We start from the raw sequence: 18,831 nt of genomic DNA on the forward strand, positions 1-18,831 counted from the left end.
GGCGTTCTCCTCGGCAGACAGTCAAAGTTCCGACCGACGGCCGCTGACTGAGCCATGGGGGAACGGCTAACCTAGCAGTTCAGTCGTCGCTAGGCTGTCTCTCGTCGACCGACTCCTCGTCGGGCGTTCGCGTTCGGTCGCCGCTCGGGAGCAACGAGACCGGTGACGCCGTCAGATACGGCACCGTTGCGACGAGGGCACCGAACAGGGCGAGTGAGACGCCGCCGAGGAATATCGCTGCGAGGATAGCTGGCGGCGTCCGCGCGGAGAGGCGGAAGCCGAAGAAGACGAGCCAGCCAGCCCGCTCCAGCAACTGTAACGCGACGACCGAGAGGCCGAGAGCGAGCGCCGTCGCTGGGATCGCGATACGAGCGATGTCGGCCAGAATCGTCCGCAGGACCCGCCACTGCGTCGCGCCGGTCGAGCGATGGATGCCGATGGCCTGCCGACGCGCGTGGACCCCCTGGGCGAACGTCGCCGTGGTACTGCCGACGGTACTCAGCGCCGAGAGGACGACGAGGACGCCGAGGATCAGCTGGACGTTCCCGAACACGCCCTCGACGGAGCGTTCGATGGGCGTTCCGGACGCGTACGACCCGCTACTTGCCACGGCAGACGCCAGCCGACGATCCCCGGTCACCTCGTACTCCGCCGTGGTGAGGGTGGTCCCGTTGGCCGTCACTCGGTAGGTGTAGGTTCCAGGCTGACTTCGTCCGCCGTCCGGGGAGAACCGCGTCTGTGTGACGTTTCCGGGCGGCATGTAGACGGTCCGGTTCCGGGAGACACCGGGGCCGATGACACCGACATTGCGTGTGATCGGCTCCTGCCAGGGGTTTGCGAGCCCGATCCTGAGGGTTGGCGTCGTCAGGACCGAGCCCGAAGACGGCGATATCGACAACTCCCCGTACAGTTCCCGCTCGGTACCACGGACGATCTGGATATCGTGTGTCGCCGTCTGGTCGCCCGAACGAGCTGTTATCGTGTAGTTCCCCGGCTCGCGTGGCAGGGGAACGACGGCGACACCACTCGATCCAGTTCTGAGCGACGGCCCGTTCACCGTGACGGTGGCGTTCGAAACGCGGTCCCCCGTTTTGGTGACGACAGGAACTGAGAGACCCGATCCGGGCGGGGCCTGTGACGGCAGCTGGCTCGGAATATCGATAGCGTTCGGCGAGACGACGGTCACGGAATGGGTGTACTCCCCGGCAGTGGCGTTTGCAGTCCCCAGTTCTGTCGCGGTAAAGGAGACGGACTCGGTCCGCTCCTGTCCCGGCGGGACGGCGACCGTCGTCGTTCGCTGTTCGCCCCGATATCGGACTGTGACCTCCCGGTCAGCCCGCTCGGTACCGACGTTTCGCACGGCGACTGAGAGGTTGACTGTGTCGCCTTTCGTGACGCGTTTCGGACCCGATAACCCCGTCACGACAGCGCCTGACCGGTTGGCAGCGACGCCGTCGGCGCCGTCAATCTCCGAAACGGACCCTTTCACGCGGATCATGTGGACCTCCCCTGGTCCGGTCGCCAAGTCGGCCGCGGAGTCGAGCGGCAGAATGAGCAGGTCATCGAGCGTTCTGGGGGCGTCGTACCGCCCGACGATAGTGACCCGTCGAACCCCGGGCTTGACGCTCCCACTGACAGTCAGTTCGTCACCGACCTCGACATCGAGCGTCCGCGCGAGGTCGCTCCCGATGACGGCCTCGTCGTACCGCTGCGGTCGCTTTCCGTCGACCAACGTGGCCCCGGTGACGTTCGCGAACGCGTCGTACTCCGCTCCGTGGGCCATGTACGGCTGGCCGTCCGACACCTGGGCGTAGATGATTTCCGGGCTGGCTGGCGTCCCGTCGGCCCGCAGGGCTGCGGCGTACTCAGCGTCGAGGCGACTGTTCAGCGGATGGGGCGCACCGGCTTCGGTGATGGTCCCGGAGCCCCCTCCCCCACCCCCAAGCGGAGACGCGAGACCGGCCAGGGAGACGACCAGCAGGAACGTGATGCCGAAGACGGTCAGCGTCGCCGCCGTCGGCACGACCGAGCGCCACGACAGGAACGTCGGCGCGACCCAGTTTCGGATCCTCCCAAGCGTCGACTGCTCGGACTGGCCGGACCGGGCGTGACGGCTCCCGAGCGCGGCTGGTGGGCGGGTCGCCGCGGGGTAGGCCGCGAGCGCGCCGGCAGCGAGGCCCATCAGAACGAACACACCGGCGACGCCACCGACGACGGTCGCGCTCTGGCCCGTGACGGTAACGTCGAGTGCGATGGGGAGACCGACGTAGATCGCGACGTTGACCAGCGCCTTGATGAGGATCAGTCCGACGGCGTAGCCCAGCACCACGCCGGTCGTCACGAGGAGGCCGGCCCGAAGTGTAAACAGGAGTCCCACGCGCCACCCCGGTGCGCCGGTCGAGCGGATGACCCGTATCGCGTCGAGTCGGTCACGGACGCTCATCCGCGTGACGTTGTAGACGACGATGAGGACCAACAAGCCACCGGCGGCCGCCGCGATGCCCAGCGCCCAGAGTACCTGCTCTAAGCCGCCGAGGACGTACAGGAGCGCGCTGACCAGCGGTGCCCCTTCGCTTGGGAGGCTTCCCAGCCCGGTCCCGCTCGGACTGTGGTCGATGACGAAGTAGCCGGTGACGCCGACCTGCTGGGCGGTCGAGGCGTTCGTCGCGTACCACTGATTGGAGAGGAACGTCGTCCCCCGCTCCTGTGGGACAACGGTAAGCGAGACGGTACCGTCTGACCCGCTAACCGTTCGGGTCCGCTGCTGAGAGACCGGTCCCCGGCCGTCAACGCCGTCGGGAATCGTCGGTAATCGTCCCTCCTGCCACTGGGCCGACCCCTCGATGAGCACCCTGGGCGTATCGGGCGGGATGCCAACGAGCCGAACATCAGTCCCGCTTGTGGTCGCCGTCGCTGTCGGGAGCACGGTGACGTCCCCACCGGTTTCGGGCGGGCCGTTTTCCGCGTCGTGGTAGGTGACCGTCCCGGAGTTCGCGAGCGGCTCTGCGAACGTTTCCGAGTACGTGACTGCGGTGAACAACAGCAAGACCGTACCGATGAGAAACGCGGCCGTCACGGCGACGACGACGACGGTGAGCCGGTCCCGTCTGGACCAGCGAAACAGGAGGGCGTTTCTGTATCCCATCGGTTCGTTAGTTCGTCTCCGTGGACGGGCTCGCGTCCGGCGTCGAGGCGGCATCGGAGACGAGCGTGCCGCCGCGGATGAACAGCCGCTCGTCGAACCGCTGGGCCAGTTGGGGGTCGTGGCTGATGACGACGAGCGCGGTTTCCGTCGATTCCTTCATGCTGAACAGAAGGTTCAGCACCGACTCGGCCGTGTCCGGATCTAGCTGCCCGGTCGGCTCGTCGGCGAGGATCACCTCGGGGCGGTTCGCGAGCGCCCGTGCGATGGCGACGCGCTGTTTCTCGCCCCCGCTCAGCGTCGCAGGGTACTGGTGTTCGAGCCCGGCGATACCGAGGCGGTCGAACAGCGTGTCCAGCCAGTCTGGGTCGCGGTCGCCCGCGTGTTCCTGCGGGAGCGACGCGTTCTCGCGAGCGGTCAGATCGCCGATGAGCTGGAAGTCCTGAAAGACGAACCCGAGCGTCGTCCGCCGCAGGCTCGCGCGCTGGCGTTCGGACAGGGTACTCGCGTCCCGACCGTCGATCTCCAGTCGACCGCTAGACGGTGATTCTAGCAATCCGAGGACGTTGAACAGCGTCGACTTGCCGGCCCCGCTAGGGCCCTGAACGAGCATCGCCGCATCGGACCCGACCGAGAGTGAGACGCCGTCGAGAATCCTGGTGCCCCGTCGTGTGACACACAACTCCGAGCCGACGAGGACGGGGTCAGTCATTGTCGGCCTTTCTGCCGGCCCCGTATTGTATGCCACGGTTACATACCCGGGAGAGGTGAGGATGGGAGAGACCGTCGAACCGGGTCCGTTCAGAACTCGTCAACAACTCGTTCGGTTCCCGCCGGGCCGAACGAGGTACACGGAGTCGAGGCCGCGCGTGTCATAGACCACGTCGTTCTCGTAGCGCCACTCCGCCAGCGCCGCGGGCGTGGTCTTCTCGCTCGCTGCCGGGAACAGGTGCGCCCCTGTCGTCCCCCACGACGCCCGCGACAGCGTCGGGCAGTTGGGTTCCGTCCCACCACCGAGCCACCGGGCGGTCGGCTGGTACGTTCCGTTGGACGCGCTCGGATAGTACAGATCGACGATACGGCTGAACGGGTGGTCGGACGCCCACTGCTCGTCGACGTGGTCCGCGGTAAACGTCGCGGCCGCGAACTGCGATTCGGTCGCCCCGGTCGGGAACGCGAGCGTGTCGAGATTGACGAAGGCGATAGGCATCGTCGCAACTGCGGCAACCACGACGACGACCGTCAGGACTGTTGCGAGTCGGTGGCTGTGAGTCTTCGGCGTTCCAAGCCCGCCGTCCGGCGACCCCCGGTAGGCGACCGACGCGACGCCGATGCCGGCGAGGACGAACACGGGCAAGTGAACGAACGTCTGGCCGCGGAGCGCGGTCCCGTAGTACTCCGGCGTCAGCGAGGCGGTCAGCGAGAAGTACACGATGACAATCGGCGCCAGCAGCAACGCCAGCACGACCGGCCCGGTCAGCCGGCGGTCGCGGCTCGCAAGTGGGAGGCCGACGACTGCAAACACAACCGGGACAGCGAAAGCCGCGACGAGCACCAAGAGGCCGGCTGGTGTGGTCTGTGTCCCGGGAAACACGGTCTGTACCGCGTTCGCACCCAGCGTCAGGAACCAGAGACCGACCGCGCCGCCGATGGTCACCCGCTGCAGGCGAGCGCTCGTCCGCTGGAACCAGACCAGTGTCGCCACCAGAACGACGACCCAGGCCAGGAACAGCCCCGGATACGCACTGACACGGTCGACGTACGGGACCTCCAGAAGCGAGCGTTCTGCAATCCGGTAGTACCCCCACATGTACACCCAGAAGCCCGCGACGGCGACGAGCGCAGTGACGGCGTCACGACGCGACGGAATCCTGGCGAGATGGGCGGCTAGCACCCCCGTCAGTACCAGCGCAGCGATGAGCGAGCTGAACGTATGCAGGAGCGGGAAGGCAGCGAACAGGACGACCACAACTGCGCCCCATCGACGCCTGTATCGCTCCGTCGTGAGCAACCGATGGACGGCAATCGCAAACAGCGGCAGCAAGAGAAACGCCAGCGCTTCCTCGTCCGTTTGTCCGGTCCGCCGGAGATAGATGCCTTCCACCGCGAGCCCCATCCCGACCACGCCCATCGCCAGCGTCGTCCGCGAGTGACGCCACCGACTCGACTGTGCGAGTCGTTTGACCAGCGCCATCGCCGTCAGGCAGGACGCTGCACCGGTGACCGCGACGACCAGCTGTGCGATGTACAGTGGCCGCTCGCCGGTGAGTGCGCCGACGACGGTCAGAACAGCGGTAAACACGATGTTGTCAGCGCGGAAGCGTCTGAGCGGAAACGTCCCCGTTTCGAGCGTGTCCCTGGCCAGAGCGACGTAGCCGAACCCGTCTAGCGTTGAGGGCAGCGGCGTCCAGTGGAGCGTCGTCAACCGGGCCGCGACTGCCACGGCCAGCACAGCCACGATGAGCAGCAATCGCCCCTTCCGGCCGTCACTCATTGGCGGGTCCTACAGCGGGTGGGTGTAAGATAGTTACCGCATTTCGACGGCCGACTCGGGAGCCCTGACAGTCTCTCGGTCTACCGCTAGCCCTGTCGAAAATCCGGGATTGCTGCCGGGCTCTAGACACACCTGGAGTGTCCATGACGATTGGCGGTCACTGGTCCCCGTTCGACTTGATCTTGCGGGCGCGTTCGACGGCCGCCTCCGCGCGTGACGGATCAACCGATGTCGGTGCGAACGCCGCCGTCTCGAAGGCTTCGACCACCGTTTCGATATCCGCCATGCGTTCCTCGGGAACGCCGTGTTCCTGGCTCTGCTGGAGGAGTTCCCAGTGTGTCGCCCCCTCGTCAATACCGTTTTTCACCGCTAGCTCATCGTGGACTACAGTGTACGCTACCATCGCTGCGGCGTCGTAGTCCCCGCCATCCAGATACGTATCGACGCGGTCCGCAAACGTCGGACTCGTCGCGTTCGATGGCGTCGTCGCCTGGTCGGGTCCACTCATCGATACCTCAGTTGCCTCCACTGAGGAAGTCGCGTTCACATCCTGGGATTGGCGGCGCCGCGACACGATAAACCAAGCCCCGACGACAACTGCAAGCGCTACCCCGCCGCCCAGGACGGGCAGCCAGCTGTATCCGATGATCCCGTTCCCAAAGGCTACTTCCGGGTTCTCGTCAGAGCCGAACAGTATCGCTACCAGGGTATCGATAAGCAGATCCCTGTCCGAATCGGAGCCGACCGGTGGGTTTCCGCCGCCGGCTCCTGCGGCCAGCGTTGTCGTTGCGGTCGCGTTACCGAGGTTCGAACTCGGTTCGTCGTACGTAGCGGTAACGGTAACTGTCTCGTTGTTCTGCGGATATTCGAGGACGGTCTGGAACGACCCGTTCCGGTTCGTCTCGACGAGTTGGGTGCCGCCAGCACCGACCTGCAGGCGTACCGGGCGACCCGCGACAGGCTCCCCGGCAACGGTCTGGAGTTGCCCCCTGGCAAGGGCCCCATCATCCGTGCGTGACGCACTCACGGAGAGGGTCGTCTGAGTCTCGACGACGACAACAGGGGTCTCCGACTGGACGCCCGCAATCGCTCGGTTTTCGTACGGAACCCGAGCGACAACTACACGCTCACCGTCGTTTACCGACGCTGGGGCTCGGGTCGATGCTGTCGCCGTTCCGTTCGGTCCGGTCGTCGTTCGTGCAACGACAGTATCACCAACGGTGAACTCGACCGGTACTCCGTCGACACCTCTCGACTCGACTGTCACGGACGCCGTGGCGTCGAATCGGTCGCCGTACCCTACCGTCCCCGGTGCGATGTCGCTCGTCGCGTTCGGCGTCACCTGTTTCACGTCAATCGTGAACGTGGTGTCGTCGGACAGGTACACTGAGTCGGTATCCGGGACGTACTTGACCGGGACGGACTGCGACCCGAGTCTGGCTGAGCGTGGCCGGTACTGGGATTCGAACACACCGCTGGCATCAGTTCGAACAGTTTGTGTCCGGTTCCCGATCCTGAGTTCGACCACCTCGTCTGCGATGACCGAGCCGTTCTCAGTCCGTATCTGGCCGGAGACCGTTCCGGGATCGCTGAACGATGCAGTCGAGTCTATCGCCTGAACTGTGAGCGTCGTCCCAACGAGTGTCTCTTCGCGGATAACCGCCTGCGTCGTCGTAATGTTCTCTGTCGTCTCATTGATCTCGGTCTGTCCCGAAGAGAGGTCGACAGACGTGGTGTTCTCTATCCGTTCGAAGTTCCGGTTCAGTTCTCGGCTCCTATCGCTGATGTTCGACGCCGTTCGCTCCATCGCACGCGCAGTGATGCGGGCCTTGCTTTCGTTACCGCGCTCGCGTGCCGCCTGATACGCCGTATATTGCTGGCGGTACCGCTGTACCTCGTTCGTGAGATTCCGCTGGTTCTCGCTCGCGGCCTCGAACTCCCTTGCAGCGGTGTCGTCCGTATCCGAGGACGTGTCACCGGCAACGTCGACGTACTGCTCCAGACGCTTGTCGTAGTCGTCGCCGAGGACCGACCGAGCCTGGTCGTACTGGTCGTTCGACAGCGCAATACTGCTGTTCTCCAGCCGCCCCCCCATCGTCCGAGCCAACCAGGCGGCCGTTTCATCGCCGTACTCGCCGTCCGACACCGAATCCGGGTTTTCCTGTTGCGTCTCGTTGTCGTCCGTCGGCGTCTCCACCTGCCGGTTCAGAGCCGGACCCCCATCGTCGGTCCCCATCGCTGCCACCCCACCAGCGCCCGCTGTAAGTCCAAGTATTGTCAGGGTGACGAACACGGCCCACGACTGGCTCCGGAACACACCGAGTTATTCCGCTGGTTTGATAAAATGCGTTCGGTTGACTCACCGGAGTCGGTCGCAGTCACGTACCGTGGCAGAGAGGGACGCAATCAGCTATTTTTTTACCGTGCCGACATGACTCATTGCCAATGGCTGAAACCCAGACGTGGAAACTACTCTTGCCACGTCAACTCCGCCACCTCCCGGCCGATCTGGCAGGCGTTATCGGCGTGGTGATTCTGACGAATCTGGCTGCCCTGCTGCCGGTCATCTCCGACACGCCGGTCCGCATCGTCGCCGGGCTCGTGTTTGTCCTCTTCATTCCCGGCTATGCGTTCATCGCAGCGCTGTTTCCGGAGGCCGGGAGCGGCCCCACGGCCGACGACGAGACCGTTTCGGATCCACGAGCCGACGGAATCGACGGTATCGAACGGGTCGCACTCTCGTTCGGACTCAGTATCGCCCTCGTTCCCTTGGTCGGCCTAGTGTTGAATTTCACGCCGTGGGGTATCCGCCTGCTTCCGATTCTCGTGTCGCTCAGCGGGCTGACGCTCGTGTTGACCGCTGTCGCGGCTGTTCGACGCTGGGCGGTACCCGCTGACGAACGGTTTCATGTCCCGTATCGCGCGTGGCTCAGTGCCGGACGTGCGGAGTTGTTCTCGCCGGCCTCACGGACGGACGCGGTCCTGAACGTGCTGTTGGTCCTGAGCATCCTGCTTGCGGCCGCCAGCGTCGGATACGCGGTCACGGTACCAAAGGACGGCGAGCGGTTCAGCGAGTTCTACCTGCTGACCGAAGACGAAGACGGGGAACTCGTCGCTGACGGCTATCCGACGGAGTTTCAGCAGGGCGAAGGTCGCTCGTTGATCGTCGGTATCGGGAATCAGGAACACGAACGGACAGAGTACACCGTAGTCGCCGAGTTACAACGCGTCGAGCGCGTCGGCAACGAAACCCAGGTCCGGGAACGGTCGGAACTTCGGCGCTTCCAGCCGACCCTGGGCCACAACGAGACCTGGCACCGCCAGCACGAAGTGACGCCCGAGATGACTGGGGAGGGGCTTCGGCTCCAGTACCTGCTGTACCGCGGGTCACCACCTGAGACCGTGGACCAATCGACTGCGTACCGGGAAGTCCACCTCTGGGTGAACGTAACCGGCTGACCCAGGTTCTCGTAGCGAGCAGCGCTCCCCCAGGTAAAACAGGGACCGACTTACTGCCCATTCTTTTGAGATCTAACCCGGCAAACAGCTTTTCCTTGCCTGGATCATTGGTTTCACCGTGTACCCCGCAGGCCACTTCCTCCTCGCAGCCGTCCCGCTGACGGCATACATGGTGGCTCGGTGGCGTCGACTCCCGTCTGGGCCGATGGTACTGCTCTTGCTTGTTGCGACGCAACTCCCGGACGTAATCGACAAGCCGCTCGCGTGGACAGTCGCTATTCTTCCGAGCGGGCGTATGCTTGCCCATTCGCTGGTCGTCTCGCTACCCGTCCTCACCATCCTTGTACTGCTGGCTGCACGCCAGAGCTACGGACGGCACGCAGTGGTGTTTTCCGCCGGCTACCTCTCACACATCGCCGGCGACTTCTATCCGATTGTGCGGCTCGGGACGGACTACTACTTCTTTCCGAACCTGTTCTGGCCGCTGTTGTCAGCAACCCCCGATAGAACGCCGTCGTTTGCGGCGCATTCGCCCGACAGTCTACTCTCGCTTGCCGTCCCTGTGATCGTCTTCGGACTGGCCATCAGCTACAGCCTCGTGACGGTGTACTGGAGATACGAGCAGGTCTCAGCCGAAATACCACAACGGTAAAGCGTTCGCGGCCAACGGTCGTTGCTACTGAAGCAGTGGGTCTCAAGCGGCGGATTTCGAACTACCCGTCAGATATCAAAGCTACCGTTCCCGCCTCTGGAGATCGCGGAGTGAAGCTGAAACGCCTGTCTCAAACTGGGGTCGCCGATTCGATCGGTGCTTCGCCGCAGCTGACACAGATATACTCTTCGTCGACGGTGAGCACGACCGGTGAGTTACACTTGATGCACTTGATTTTCGCCGCACGGGATGGCTTTGCGTAGTCCCCCATTGTATGTACCTTACATAGCAATGTTATATGTAAAATGACATAAAATTACCCCTTTCAGCAATATTGTATCCGCAGCCGCTAGGAGGGGATAACTCAGTTATGCAGGAAAGCTAGCTCCGGCTAGTACACAACAGGAGAGAAATCCGTCAGAGAAAGAGATTCGTCAGAGAATAGACAAATGCCGCGTAAACTGTGGCAGTTCCTCAGTCCCGACGTGCCAGGAATCCAGCGCCTAGCAATGCTAGCACCGCGACGAGGACGGTGAAACCGGGGCCGCTCGAACTCGTGGTCTCGACCGAGCCCTCCGTTCCGGTTGTGTCTGTCTCATCAGGTTGCTGTGCCCCACCACCTGCGGTCGTGGCTGCTTCCGTTGGCACCTCTCCGTCTTCAGTCTCGACTGTCTCAGTGTCGTCGGTGTCGGTCGTAGCTTCGTCCTCAGTGTCTTCTTCAGTCCCCTCGGTATCGGAGTCGTCGTTCCCACTATCGTCATCGCTATCTCCGCTATCGCTGTCATCGCTCCCGTTATTGTTGTCGTCGTTGTCGTTGTTGTCGTTGTCGCCGTCACCGTTGTTGCCATCACTCCCGTCGTCGCCGCCGCCGTTGTTGCCATCACTCCCGTCGTCGCTATCGTCATCATCGTCGCCGGAATCGGTTTCATTCGACTGTGATAGCGTGACTGTCCCGGTCGCGGAGTTGATATCGTTTGAGTCTTCGCCAACAGCGACGTGAACATACGTGTACGTCCCGTTTGGCCAGGAGTCGAGTGTTTCGACGTCGACGGTGGTATCGGAGGCACCGGAGACCGTCGTCGACGAGGCGTGCATCACGTCATCACCGGTCGAATCCGGCGATGCTTCGGAGAGAACGAACCCGAACAGCCCGATCAGTCCCGCTGACGGCATCGCTCCTGCTGCCGTCGAGTCCTCACCGGTGAGGGTAGCGTCATCGTCGGCCGACGAGACGCCGTTGACGCCGTCGAAGGAGTTCTCGACCGTGACCTGGTCTTCCGAGAAATTCTCATCGATTTCGCCGGTCACACGGACGGTGCTCGTCCGCTGTTGGAGTTCGTCCTCGTCGAGTAGCAACACAGCGTGCGTGACAGAGTCGTCCTCCAGTTCGGTCTCGATATCGAGCGAGACGTTATCGCCAGCGGTGATATCGTCGGAGGTCGCATCGACCGTCGACGGGCTTTCCTGAACCAGCGTCTGTTCGACGCCGACGACGGTCACGTTCCCATCGACCGAGACATTGTTGTCCGAAACGGACATGCCCTGTCCGTCATCGACAGTGACCAGGACGAAGCCGTAGGCACCGCCCGAGTCAGGCGTGTACGAGGTTTCGAGCGCACCGTTGTCATCTATCGAACCGACACCGTCTCCGTCGTCTAGCAGTTCGACCGAGTTGGCGTTGGAGTCGTTCGTAAAGATACTGGCCAGATCGGTTCTGATGCTACCTTCGCTAAACCCTGCTGAAGATGGGTTCTCAGAGAGTCTGACAGCGAGCAGTTGCGCCTCGTCACCAGCAAGTCCCGTCGTTCCAGCCCCAGTCGTTGATTCGAACCGAAGGTCTACTGATTCGCCCGTCTCGTGAATCGTGTACTCCTCCCTGTTGAGAGGGACGTCACCTGTCTGGGCAGACTCGATGTTGATGTACGTCTCCGGGGCTGCTATCGCCGTTGGGCCGGTGGAGGACGTCCGAAGCGGGAGCAGCGACCGTTCCCAGACATCCACGTTTTCCGTCACCGCTGTCGTTTGCCCTTCATCGACTGGCGTTGCCGCCGCCGACGTTACCGACAGGGGGGCGGCTAACACCAGCAGCACTGTCATCGCACAAATTACAGTGCGTTTTCCGTTTGTTGTTTTATACATTACTGAATTTTTTCGGAGGGGTGCGGTATAATTCTTATGCAGTGACATTCGACGCTACACAGTGTCATATGACGGTTACAAAACACGTACCTGCTGTCCGGGGATTTACAGCGCGAATCGTGAGTCGTGTCTCGGTAAATTACCTATTCGCATTCATGACAGGTTCCCGAGTTGATGGATTCCTTATAGTAAATGCTCGACAGCGGACCCGGGTTTAACAGCAATCGGCCAACAGTCGGCCGTGTCATCGAGTAGAATCTGCACACGTCGGCGCACAAAGAGGTGCTGTGTCCGGTGAACACCACCAGTAAAGGCCGCCCGATCAGTTACTCTCCGTCCTCTTCGTCGTCGTCCCCAGCATCACTCGGTCCGCCAGCGTTGTCCGGGGGACCGCCACCGTTGCCCGGGCCACCACCATTATCAGGGCCGCCGCCCGGACTCACTGCCACCGTGCCGGTATCCGAGTTGAGAGTCCCGGTTTCGTTACCGACTGCGACGTGGACGTACTGATACGCACCGTTTGGCCAAGAATCCAGGGTCTGGACCGTCACGTTGGCGTCAGCGTCACCGCTGACAATCGTTGCAGAGGCATGGATAACGTCCCCGCTAGCGTCCGATTCGGCCTCGGAAACCACCGTGCCGAACAGCCCCTGCAACCCGATTGCAGGTATCGACTGGTTCTCGGAGAGGGTGAAACTCCCCAGTCCAGTGTTGCTCTCAACCGTCCCAACACCGCTGATGTTATCGAAAGAATTCTCGACGGTGATCTGGTCAGCCGAGAAGCTCTCGTTCAGTTCGCCCGACACAGTCACCGTGCTCGACTGCCGCTGGAGTACGCCCTGTCGGACCAGCAGGACCGCGTGGGTGGCGTTTTCGTCTTCCATCTCAGTGTCGACAGCCAGCGTGACGTTGTCGCCGGGGTTGACTGGGTTCTGGGTCCGCTCGACGTTCGAGGCGTTGTCCTGCACCACGGCCTGTTCGACACCGACGACGGTCACGTTCCCGTTGACGGAGACGTTACCGTCCGATACCGATAGCCCTTCATCGCCCTCGTCGACAGTCACCAGAACGAAGCCGTATGCGCCGCCCGATTCAGGGGTGTAGGACGCCTGCAGTTCGCCATCCTCGTCTATCGTGCCGACGTCTTCCGCGTCATCGAGTAGCTCCGATGACGTAGTGTCCGAGTTATTTGCGAAGACATCTTCGAGGGAAGCGCGGGAGATGTTACTGGCGTTTGCCCCTGCCGTAGTCGGTGCTTCATCCAACTTGACAGCCAGCAGTTGCGCCTCGTCGCCGGCGAGTGCCCTCGTTCCGGCACCGATTCTGGGTTCGAAGGACATGTTTATTGACTCGTTGCGCTCGTGGATCGTCATCGTCCGCTTGTTGAGCGGCAAGTCGCCAGTCGCAGCTGATTCGACGTTGAGGAACGTCCGCGGTGCCACTATCGTGGTCGGCCCTTCTGACGTCGTTCGGAGCGTGAGCGGGGACCGGTCCCACACGTCGACGTTTTCGGTCACCGAGAGCGACTGGCTCTCAGCGACGGGGGTTGCCCCAACAGTGGTCGTCACTGATAACGGACCAGCGAGTACCAACGCGACTGCCATGACGAAGATGACAGCCGGCGTTATTATTGGTGTTTTTACCATTACTGAAACATTACTGAAGCCTGTGGTATATTTCTTGTGCAGTGATACTATTCTGAGGCCTTTAGAAGCCTTCTGGGCCGAGATAGTACATGAACTGAGGTATAATTGATTGTTTTCCTGTATTTATTAGTTTTTGATATATATTCACAAATAAGATGGTAACTAACCGATGCTAAAAGAGTCTAAATAATGTCTCAGTAACTGTAGTCCGCGTTTAGAGCGGTACTTACTGAACTGATCTGGGGCAATTCACGGGAGAGCCAGCTTCATCGGGGAGGTGTCACAGGGTGCCGCATCGCTGAGACACGTCTCTAGCAGATCGGTTCGGAGAATTGCGAGGGAAGATCGCTCCGTGCGAGTCTTCCGGCACCGGTCGGCCGTCGTCTTCACAGCGAGACACCATCGGGGTCGATGGCGTACTCGCGACCGTGACGAGGGCCGCTCACTGTTTGCGAGGGACCGCGTCGGTCCAACAGTGCGAGGGAAGGGATTTGAACTACGCGGAGACGGGCAACCGCCCCGCCTTCTCTCGTTCAAACCCTTCCGTGTGCATCCTTCGGCGCCGCGTTGTGCGGCCCCTATACGATGCGAGGGAAGGGATTTGAACCCTTGGACCCCTACGGGAGCGGATCTTGAGTCCGCCGCCGTTTCCTGGCTTGGCTACCCTCGCACGCGTAGTGCATTCGGTACACATGGCGGTACGGTATAAATGTCGTACGGAAGCGACTCAAGGCCGGTGGGACAGTATGTCAGTAATTGAAAGCGTTTGCGTACTGGCCGCACTGCCGCCGCGCGATCAGGTGTGCATTGCGTTCCAATGGCGACTGTCGCCGATAGAACCGGTGGTTTGACCCACCGTGAACCAGTAGCGTAGGCATGGACGACCACACGCGCGACCCGACCGTCGAGGCCCCCGACGGGAACCCTTCGGGCTGGCGAACCGACGGTCAATGGGAACACGAGACGCTCAGGCGGGCCGTCGTCCACGGCGTCCGTCTGTACAACTCCGGGGAGTTCCACGAATCACACGACTGTTTCGAGGACGAATGGTACAACTACGGCCGCGGGAACACGGAGAGCAAATTCCTCCACGGGATGGTGCAGGTCGCCGCCGGCGCGTACAAGCACTTCGACTTCGAGGACGACGACGGGATGCGGTCGCTGTTTCGCACATCGCTGCAGTACTTCCGTGGCGTCCCTAACGACTACTACGGCGTCGACCTGTTAGATGTGCGGACGACGGTGACGAACGCGCTGTCGGACCCGTCAGCGCTCCAGGGCTGGCAGATCCGTCTCGACGGCGAGTGCCCGACGTGTCGCCCGGAGGACATCGAGTTCGCGGAGTCGCTCGAACATTGACCGAATCCGGATAATTCTAAAGGCTGGAAGCGTTAGCACGGACAGATGCGAATCGAGCAACTGGGAGACGGGGTTCCGGAGGTGGCCGTCGTGGGGAGCATCCACGGCGACGAACCGTGCGGTCGGGACGGCATCGAAGCCGTCCTTGCCGACCCACCGGAGGTCGAGCGACCGGTCAAGTTCATCATCGCGAACGAGGCCGCCCTCGACGCAAACAAGCGATATCTCGATACGGACCTCAACCGATCGTTCCCAGGCGACGCTGACAGCGAGTCCCACGAGACACGGCTGGCCGCGGCTCTCGCCGCAGAACTCCACGATTGCACCGTGCTTTCGCTGCACTCCACACAGTCCTACGACGGAATGTTCGCCCTCGTCGACGACCTCACGCCGGAAATGGAGGCACTCTGTAGCGCCCTCTCCGTGGACGCCGTCGTTCAGACGAAAGGCGCAAATGAGGGGCGATTGTTCGCGACGGTGGACTCAGTCGTCGAAGTCGAATGTGGCTATCAGGGCTCCGCGGAAGCCGCCGAGAACGCGGAGCAGGTCATCCGGGAGTTCCTCGCTGCCACTGGAGTCACCGCGGAGTCACCTCAACAACGGGAGACGTCACTCCCAGTGTTCCAGCTTGGCGAGCCGATTCCGAAGGCAGCAGCAGAACAGTACGAGGTGTTCGTCCGGAACTTCGAGCCGGTGCCAGAGGGTGACCCTGTGGCAGCAGCCGACGACGAAACTGTCGTCGCGGAGGAGGCCTTCCACCCGGTGTTGCTCTCAGCCTACGGCTACGAGGACGTGTTCGGCTTTACCGCGGATCAGATCGGGATGCTTGACTGAGACGGGTTTGCCGCGGGGTTCCGGTCCGGTCGTGACTTCACCGTCGGATTAGGCATCATTCTGGGCGACGACTTCGTACGAGGTGTACTCGATCTTGTCCGAGTCGCCCGAAAGCACCGGATCGAGTAGCTCGTCCTCACAGCATGAGAGATGCGGGAACAGCACGAACCGTTCTTGCAGGGGTATTTGTGGGGCGGTTGATTCTGGGAGGAATCGTGCTACGTTAGGACGGCAGGCGACGTTTCGACCGATACGATTGAGCTATCGTCCTGTTCGTCTTCGTCCCCGTTTTTACAGAGAGAGGTGTACAGAAGAGGTATGCACGAACGCGCTTCGGAATTTGCGGACCGGGCCCGTGACCGATACGGGGTTGACCTCGATGTCTCGGAATTCGAGTCGGGAACGGAAACAGCCGCAGCGGCCGCCGAGGCCATCGGCTGCGAGACGGCCGCCATCGCATCGACCATCGTCGTCGCACTTGCAGGCAGCAATCGCGACGGTGACCTCGTCGCCGCAATCACGAGCGGTGCGAACCGTCTTGACCTTGACGCGGTCGCGAACCACTACGGTGCAGAAACCGCGTCGATGGCCGACCCGGGCGACATTCGGAGCGTCGTCGGCTGGAGCATCGGCGGCGTCCCCCCGATCTGTCACGATACGGCCCTCCCGACCACGGTCGACCCGACACTGACCCACTACGACGTTGTTCACGCTGCCGCCGGCACGCCGAGCGCGGTGTTTGCGGTCGAACCGGACCGGTTGGGGGACCTCGCCGACGCCGACGTCGTCGACCTCACAGAGTAGCGCCGACGGTGCGACCATCCGTCGTTTCAGGCTTGTTGGCACTCAGACCGGGGGTCGAGTACTGGCCGCGGAACCGGCCGGTCAGTACCCGGGGAAACAGCCGACAGACGGACGAAACACAGCAGGAGCGGTTGTATCGCCAGCTGCGATGACAGATCGCGAACATACAGAAGAGGTTTACAACCGCAGATGAAACCGAGAAGACGCTACTATGCCCTCCAAGCAAGCCGTTAGTAGTCTCGGGAGTCTACTCGCCGTACTCGGACTCTCCGGGGTCGCAACAGCACAGCCTACAGCCTCGGGTGGGAGTCTTAGCCCGGCGCTCGAAGTCGTTCTCCGATTCGGTGTCGGGTTCGTTATTCTTGCAGTATTAGGTGCTGCAGCCGCCGCTATCGGCCCGAAGTATACGACTAACGCCGTGCGGGAGATTCAGGACGACCTCGGCGGCGCAATCGGCTGGGGAGTTCTCGTCGGCATTTTCCTCCCCATCGGGCTGGTGATACTCGCGCTGACGGTTATCGGCGCTCTGATCTCGATCCCCGGGCTGCTTCTCATCGGCATCCTGGGTATCATCGGTACCGGCATTACTGCCGTCTGGGTCGGGAACTCGGTTATCGGCGATGACGGGACCGTGAGCGCAACAGATGGCGTCGCTGGCGGACTACTACTGGCCGTCCCGTTCGCAATTCCGGTCGTCGGTGGCCTCCTCCTCAACCTCATAACGCTCGTCGGCCTCGGTGTCGTCGGCCGCGGGCTGTACGAGGACTGGACGGACTGAGCGAGTTTCTCGCCCACCGTTCAGCGGTTTCTCTCTGTTGCTGACGAGTGGGTCAGCTGGCACCGGGACAGCCGAGTTCGTAGGGGTCGTCGTACACCTCCGGTGGTACCGAGATTTTGGTCGGTTCGTCGAAGTCAGTGTACCTGAGCGTAATTGTCGCGGTTGCGGTCGCGCCTCGCTGTGAGATTTGTAGTCGGAGTTCCGATTTTACTGGCCTGTTTGTTTCCGGGTCGAGCCAGAGTCGCGCCGTCGCGTTCTCAAGCGAGCCGCGGTTGAGCGCCATGTCGCCAGCCTGTCGGCGATTCATCAGTGACTCGATGGTCTCGGCGCTCGGGGACGCCGTGACGAGGACAGTCCGGTTGCCGTCGAGCGTCTCGTTGCCCCGCCAGTAGACGTTCGAGCGTTCGAAGAGCAGGACTTGCCGATGGAGCGGTGTCGCGGTTGCCCACGGCTCGGAGCGCGAAACGTTCTCGACGCCGTAGCCGTCCCAGGGTTCCTGACAGCCCTGGTACGCTTTGTACCCATCGACGAAGGACTCGACCGTCTGGTCTTGCATCCGTGTCGTCGCCTGCATCCGTTTTTCCGAGACGTTCACCGCACCCTCACCGTCGACTCTCACGGTCCGTGACTGCTCACCATCCGACGCAGTTACGTGCATATCCATTCCGAATCGGTACGCTTTGACGGTGGCGACAGTGCTGTTCGCCTCCTCGACGGCCGCGACGGCTCGTTCGTCACTCGGCGGCGGACTATCACCCACGAATGTGCCACACCCAGCGAAGAGGGCAACGAAGCAGACGGCGAGGACCAATCGTCGCATACGATACTGTCGTTCGCCCGTCGGTCTAAAACGTCATGGCTCCGGCTGGTGATGCCCCTCAAAACAATCTGAAGTCGAGTTGGGTCTGCAGGTCCACTACTAGAATGTACGCCGCCAGTGCGAGAACGAGCACCGAAAACCCGGTCCAGAGGTGGAGATTTACTGCACCCTCGCCGACCCACTGTGGGACCGCCGGGCGCACAACGGGCGGCTGGAGCGGCCAGAGCAAGTCCGACGACACGTACGGGTCCGGGCGAAGGAGCTGTCGGTTATCGGCCACCAGATGTGAGAGATGGGCGAAGGCAAACGCCGCCCCAAGTCTAGTCCGATCCGTTCGGACCGCGTATGCGACGACGGCAATCGAGAGCGGAATCGCGAACGGAAGCGAGTGCATAAATACCCGCCCGGAGGGGATCAATTGGAGTTCGTACGCCAGTGGCTTGTCGATGAGATCCGGGAACTGGCTGCCGAAGAACGTCACTGCCAGTAAGTGAAGCGTTGGGAGCTGTCGATCGCGGAGGAGGGCGTATACTGCGACGGGAAGGAGGGCGATGATGAAATGTTCGATTGGGAGGACCATTCTCTGACTCGGTAGTAGTGCTACGTTGATGTGGGAGGAAATACCTTGTGTGGGAGGGAAGACTGCGTGTCACATGGCATTCTATTAACGAACAGCCAGTGCGCCCGCTGTAGTGATTCCCCAC

14 protein-coding genes, 1 tRNA gene and 1 pseudogene are annotated in these 18,831 nt (G+C 62.2%); 7 read left to right on the top strand and 9 right to left on the bottom strand.

Features of this window, described 5'->3' with window-relative positions; all coding sequences use genetic code 11:
* Positions 1 to 79 precede the first annotated feature (79 nt).
* The 4 genes from AV929_RS09760 to AV929_RS09775 form a co-directional block, all read right to left on the bottom strand.
* A complete protein-coding gene (locus AV929_RS09760) occupies positions 80 to 3,145 on the bottom strand; it encodes an FtsX-like permease family protein (protein ID WP_064288128.1) in 3,066 nt (1,021 codons plus the stop codon).
* A gap of 7 nt (positions 3,146 to 3,152) precedes the next feature.
* Positions 3,153 to 3,854 (bottom strand): ABC transporter ATP-binding protein, encoded by a 702-nt coding sequence (locus AV929_RS09765; protein WP_014040462.1) that lies wholly within the window; start codon positions 3,852 to 3,854, stop codon positions 3,153 to 3,155.
* Between the two features lie 99 nt (positions 3,855 to 3,953).
* Positions 3,954 to 5,636, bottom strand: coding sequence for a hypothetical protein (locus AV929_RS09770; protein ID WP_064288129.1), 1,683 nt, complete (start codon positions 5,634 to 5,636; stop codon positions 3,954 to 3,956).
* 157 nt (positions 5,637 to 5,793) lie between these two features.
* Positions 5,794 to 7,872 (bottom strand): hypothetical protein, encoded by a 2,079-nt coding sequence (locus AV929_RS09775; protein WP_064288131.1) that lies wholly within the window; start codon positions 7,870 to 7,872, stop codon positions 5,794 to 5,796.
* Between the two features lie 209 nt (positions 7,873 to 8,081).
* Here AV929_RS09775 and AV929_RS09780 point away from each other — a divergent pair, with 209 nt between their 5' ends.
* Together AV929_RS09780 and AV929_RS09785 are read left to right on the top strand one after the other, a co-directional pair.
* Positions 8,082 to 9,095 carry a DUF1616 domain-containing protein gene (locus tag AV929_RS09780; RefSeq protein ID WP_064288133.1) on the top strand — a complete coding sequence of 338 codons (1,014 nt, stop codon included), beginning with the start codon at positions 8,082 to 8,084 and terminating at the stop codon, positions 9,093 to 9,095.
* Positions 9,096 to 9,213: 118 nt separating this feature from the next.
* A complete protein-coding gene (locus tag AV929_RS09785; protein WP_023843273.1) occupies positions 9,214 to 9,747 on the top strand; it encodes a metal-dependent hydrolase in 534 nt (177 codons plus the stop codon).
* Between the two features lie 474 nt (positions 9,748 to 10,221).
* Here the strand turns inward: AV929_RS09785 and AV929_RS09790 are convergent, their stop codons facing one another.
* From AV929_RS09790 to AV929_RS09800, 3 genes are all read right to left on the bottom strand, one after another.
* The gene (locus AV929_RS09790) at positions 10,222 to 11,886 is read right to left on the bottom strand and encodes a PGF-CTERM sorting domain-containing protein (RefSeq protein ID WP_080510068.1); all 1,665 of its coding nucleotides are present in this window, start codon (positions 11,884 to 11,886) and stop codon (positions 10,222 to 10,224) included.
* A 326-nt stretch (positions 11,887 to 12,212) separates the two neighbouring features.
* On the bottom strand, positions 12,213 to 13,490 hold the full coding sequence (locus AV929_RS09795; RefSeq protein ID WP_064288135.1) for a hypothetical protein: 1,278 nt from the start codon (positions 13,488 to 13,490) through the stop codon (positions 12,213 to 12,215).
* A gap of 628 nt (positions 13,491 to 14,118) precedes the next feature.
* Positions 14,119 to 14,202 (bottom strand) — tRNA-Leu (locus tag AV929_RS09800).
* Positions 14,203 to 14,408: 206 nt separating this feature from the next.
* Between AV929_RS09800 and AV929_RS09805 the strand changes: the two genes are divergently transcribed.
* From AV929_RS09805 to AV929_RS09820, 5 genes and pseudogenes are all read left to right on the top strand, one after another.
* Complete coding sequence (locus tag AV929_RS09805; protein WP_008308981.1) at positions 14,409 to 14,891, top strand: DUF309 domain-containing protein; 483 nt, start codon at positions 14,409 to 14,411, stop codon at positions 14,889 to 14,891.
* A 45-nt stretch (positions 14,892 to 14,936) separates the two neighbouring features.
* Positions 14,937 to 15,725, top strand: coding sequence for a succinylglutamate desuccinylase/aspartoacylase family protein (locus AV929_RS09810; RefSeq protein ID WP_014040470.1), 789 nt, complete (start codon positions 14,937 to 14,939; stop codon positions 15,723 to 15,725).
* A gap of 147 nt (positions 15,726 to 15,872) precedes the next feature.
* Positions 15,873 to 15,986 (top strand): annotated as a pseudogene (locus AV929_RS22860) (IS200/IS605 family transposase); the annotation flags it as partial.
* Between the two features lie 57 nt (positions 15,987 to 16,043).
* Positions 16,044 to 16,529 (top strand): YbaK/EbsC family protein, encoded by a 486-nt coding sequence (locus tag AV929_RS09815; protein ID WP_064288137.1) that lies wholly within the window; start codon positions 16,044 to 16,046, stop codon positions 16,527 to 16,529.
* A 211-nt stretch (positions 16,530 to 16,740) separates the two neighbouring features.
* Positions 16,741 to 17,307: a hypothetical protein gene (locus AV929_RS09820; protein ID WP_050038131.1), complete on the top strand. Its 567-nt coding sequence runs from the start codon at positions 16,741 to 16,743 to the stop codon at positions 17,305 to 17,307.
* 52 nt (positions 17,308 to 17,359) lie between these two features.
* On the opposite strand, the gene AV929_RS09825 is transcribed toward AV929_RS09820, so the two are convergent.
* Positions 17,360 to 18,127, bottom strand: a complete 768-nt coding sequence (locus AV929_RS09825) for a hypothetical protein (RefSeq protein WP_175055158.1) — start codon at positions 18,125 to 18,127, stop codon at positions 17,360 to 17,362.
* A 58-nt stretch (positions 18,128 to 18,185) separates the two neighbouring features.
* Positions 18,186 to 18,707 carry a metal-dependent hydrolase gene (locus AV929_RS09830; protein ID WP_050007775.1) on the bottom strand — a complete coding sequence of 174 codons (522 nt, stop codon included), beginning with the start codon at positions 18,705 to 18,707 and terminating at the stop codon, positions 18,186 to 18,188.
* Between the last annotated feature and the right edge of the window lie 124 nt (positions 18,708 to 18,831).

The sequence above is a fragment of the Haloarcula sp. K1 genome (assembly GCF_001647155.1).
Taxonomy (GTDB): domain Archaea; phylum Halobacteriota; class Halobacteria; order Halobacteriales; family Haloarculaceae; genus Haloarcula; species Haloarcula hispanica.

What these genes read in the sequence shown, in the direction of transcription:
- AV929_RS09775 (WP_064288131.1), bottom strand. Translation starts at nt 7,872, where the DNA reads ATGGGGACCGACGATGGGGGTCCGGCTCTGAACCGGCAGGTGGAGACG.
- AV929_RS09820 (WP_050038131.1), top strand. Translation starts at nt 16,741, where the DNA reads ATGCCCTCCAAGCAAGCCGTTAGTAGTCTCGGGAGTCTACTCGCCGTA.
- AV929_RS09790 (WP_080510068.1), bottom strand. Translation starts at nt 11,886, where the DNA reads ATGTATAAAACAACAAACGGAAAACGCACTGTAATTTGTGCGATGACA.
- AV929_RS09760 (WP_064288128.1), bottom strand. Translation starts at nt 3,145, where the DNA reads ATGGGATACAGAAACGCCCTCCTGTTTCGCTGGTCCAGACGGGACCGG.
- AV929_RS09815 (WP_064288137.1), top strand. Translation starts at nt 16,044, where the DNA reads ATGCACGAACGCGCTTCGGAATTTGCGGACCGGGCCCGTGACCGATAC.
- AV929_RS09765 (WP_014040462.1), bottom strand. Translation starts at nt 3,854, where the DNA reads ATGACTGACCCCGTCCTCGTCGGCTCGGAGTTGTGTGTCACACGACGG.
- AV929_RS09780 (WP_064288133.1), top strand. Translation starts at nt 8,082, where the DNA reads ATGGCTGAAACCCAGACGTGGAAACTACTCTTGCCACGTCAACTCCGC.
- AV929_RS09805 (WP_008308981.1), top strand. Translation starts at nt 14,409, where the DNA reads ATGGACGACCACACGCGCGACCCGACCGTCGAGGCCCCCGACGGGAAC.
- AV929_RS09825 (WP_175055158.1), bottom strand. Translation starts at nt 18,127, where the DNA reads ATGCGACGATTGGTCCTCGCCGTCTGCTTCGTTGCCCTCTTCGCTGGG.
- AV929_RS09795 (WP_064288135.1), bottom strand. Translation starts at nt 13,490, where the DNA reads ATGGCAGTCGCGTTGGTACTCGCTGGTCCGTTATCAGTGACGACCACT.
- AV929_RS09830 (WP_050007775.1), bottom strand. Translation starts at nt 18,707, where the DNA reads ATGGTCCTCCCAATCGAACATTTCATCATCGCCCTCCTTCCCGTCGCA.
- AV929_RS09810 (WP_014040470.1), top strand. Translation starts at nt 14,937, where the DNA reads ATGCGAATCGAGCAACTGGGAGACGGGGTTCCGGAGGTGGCCGTCGTG.
- AV929_RS09770 (WP_064288129.1), bottom strand. Translation starts at nt 5,636, where the DNA reads ATGAGTGACGGCCGGAAGGGGCGATTGCTGCTCATCGTGGCTGTGCTG.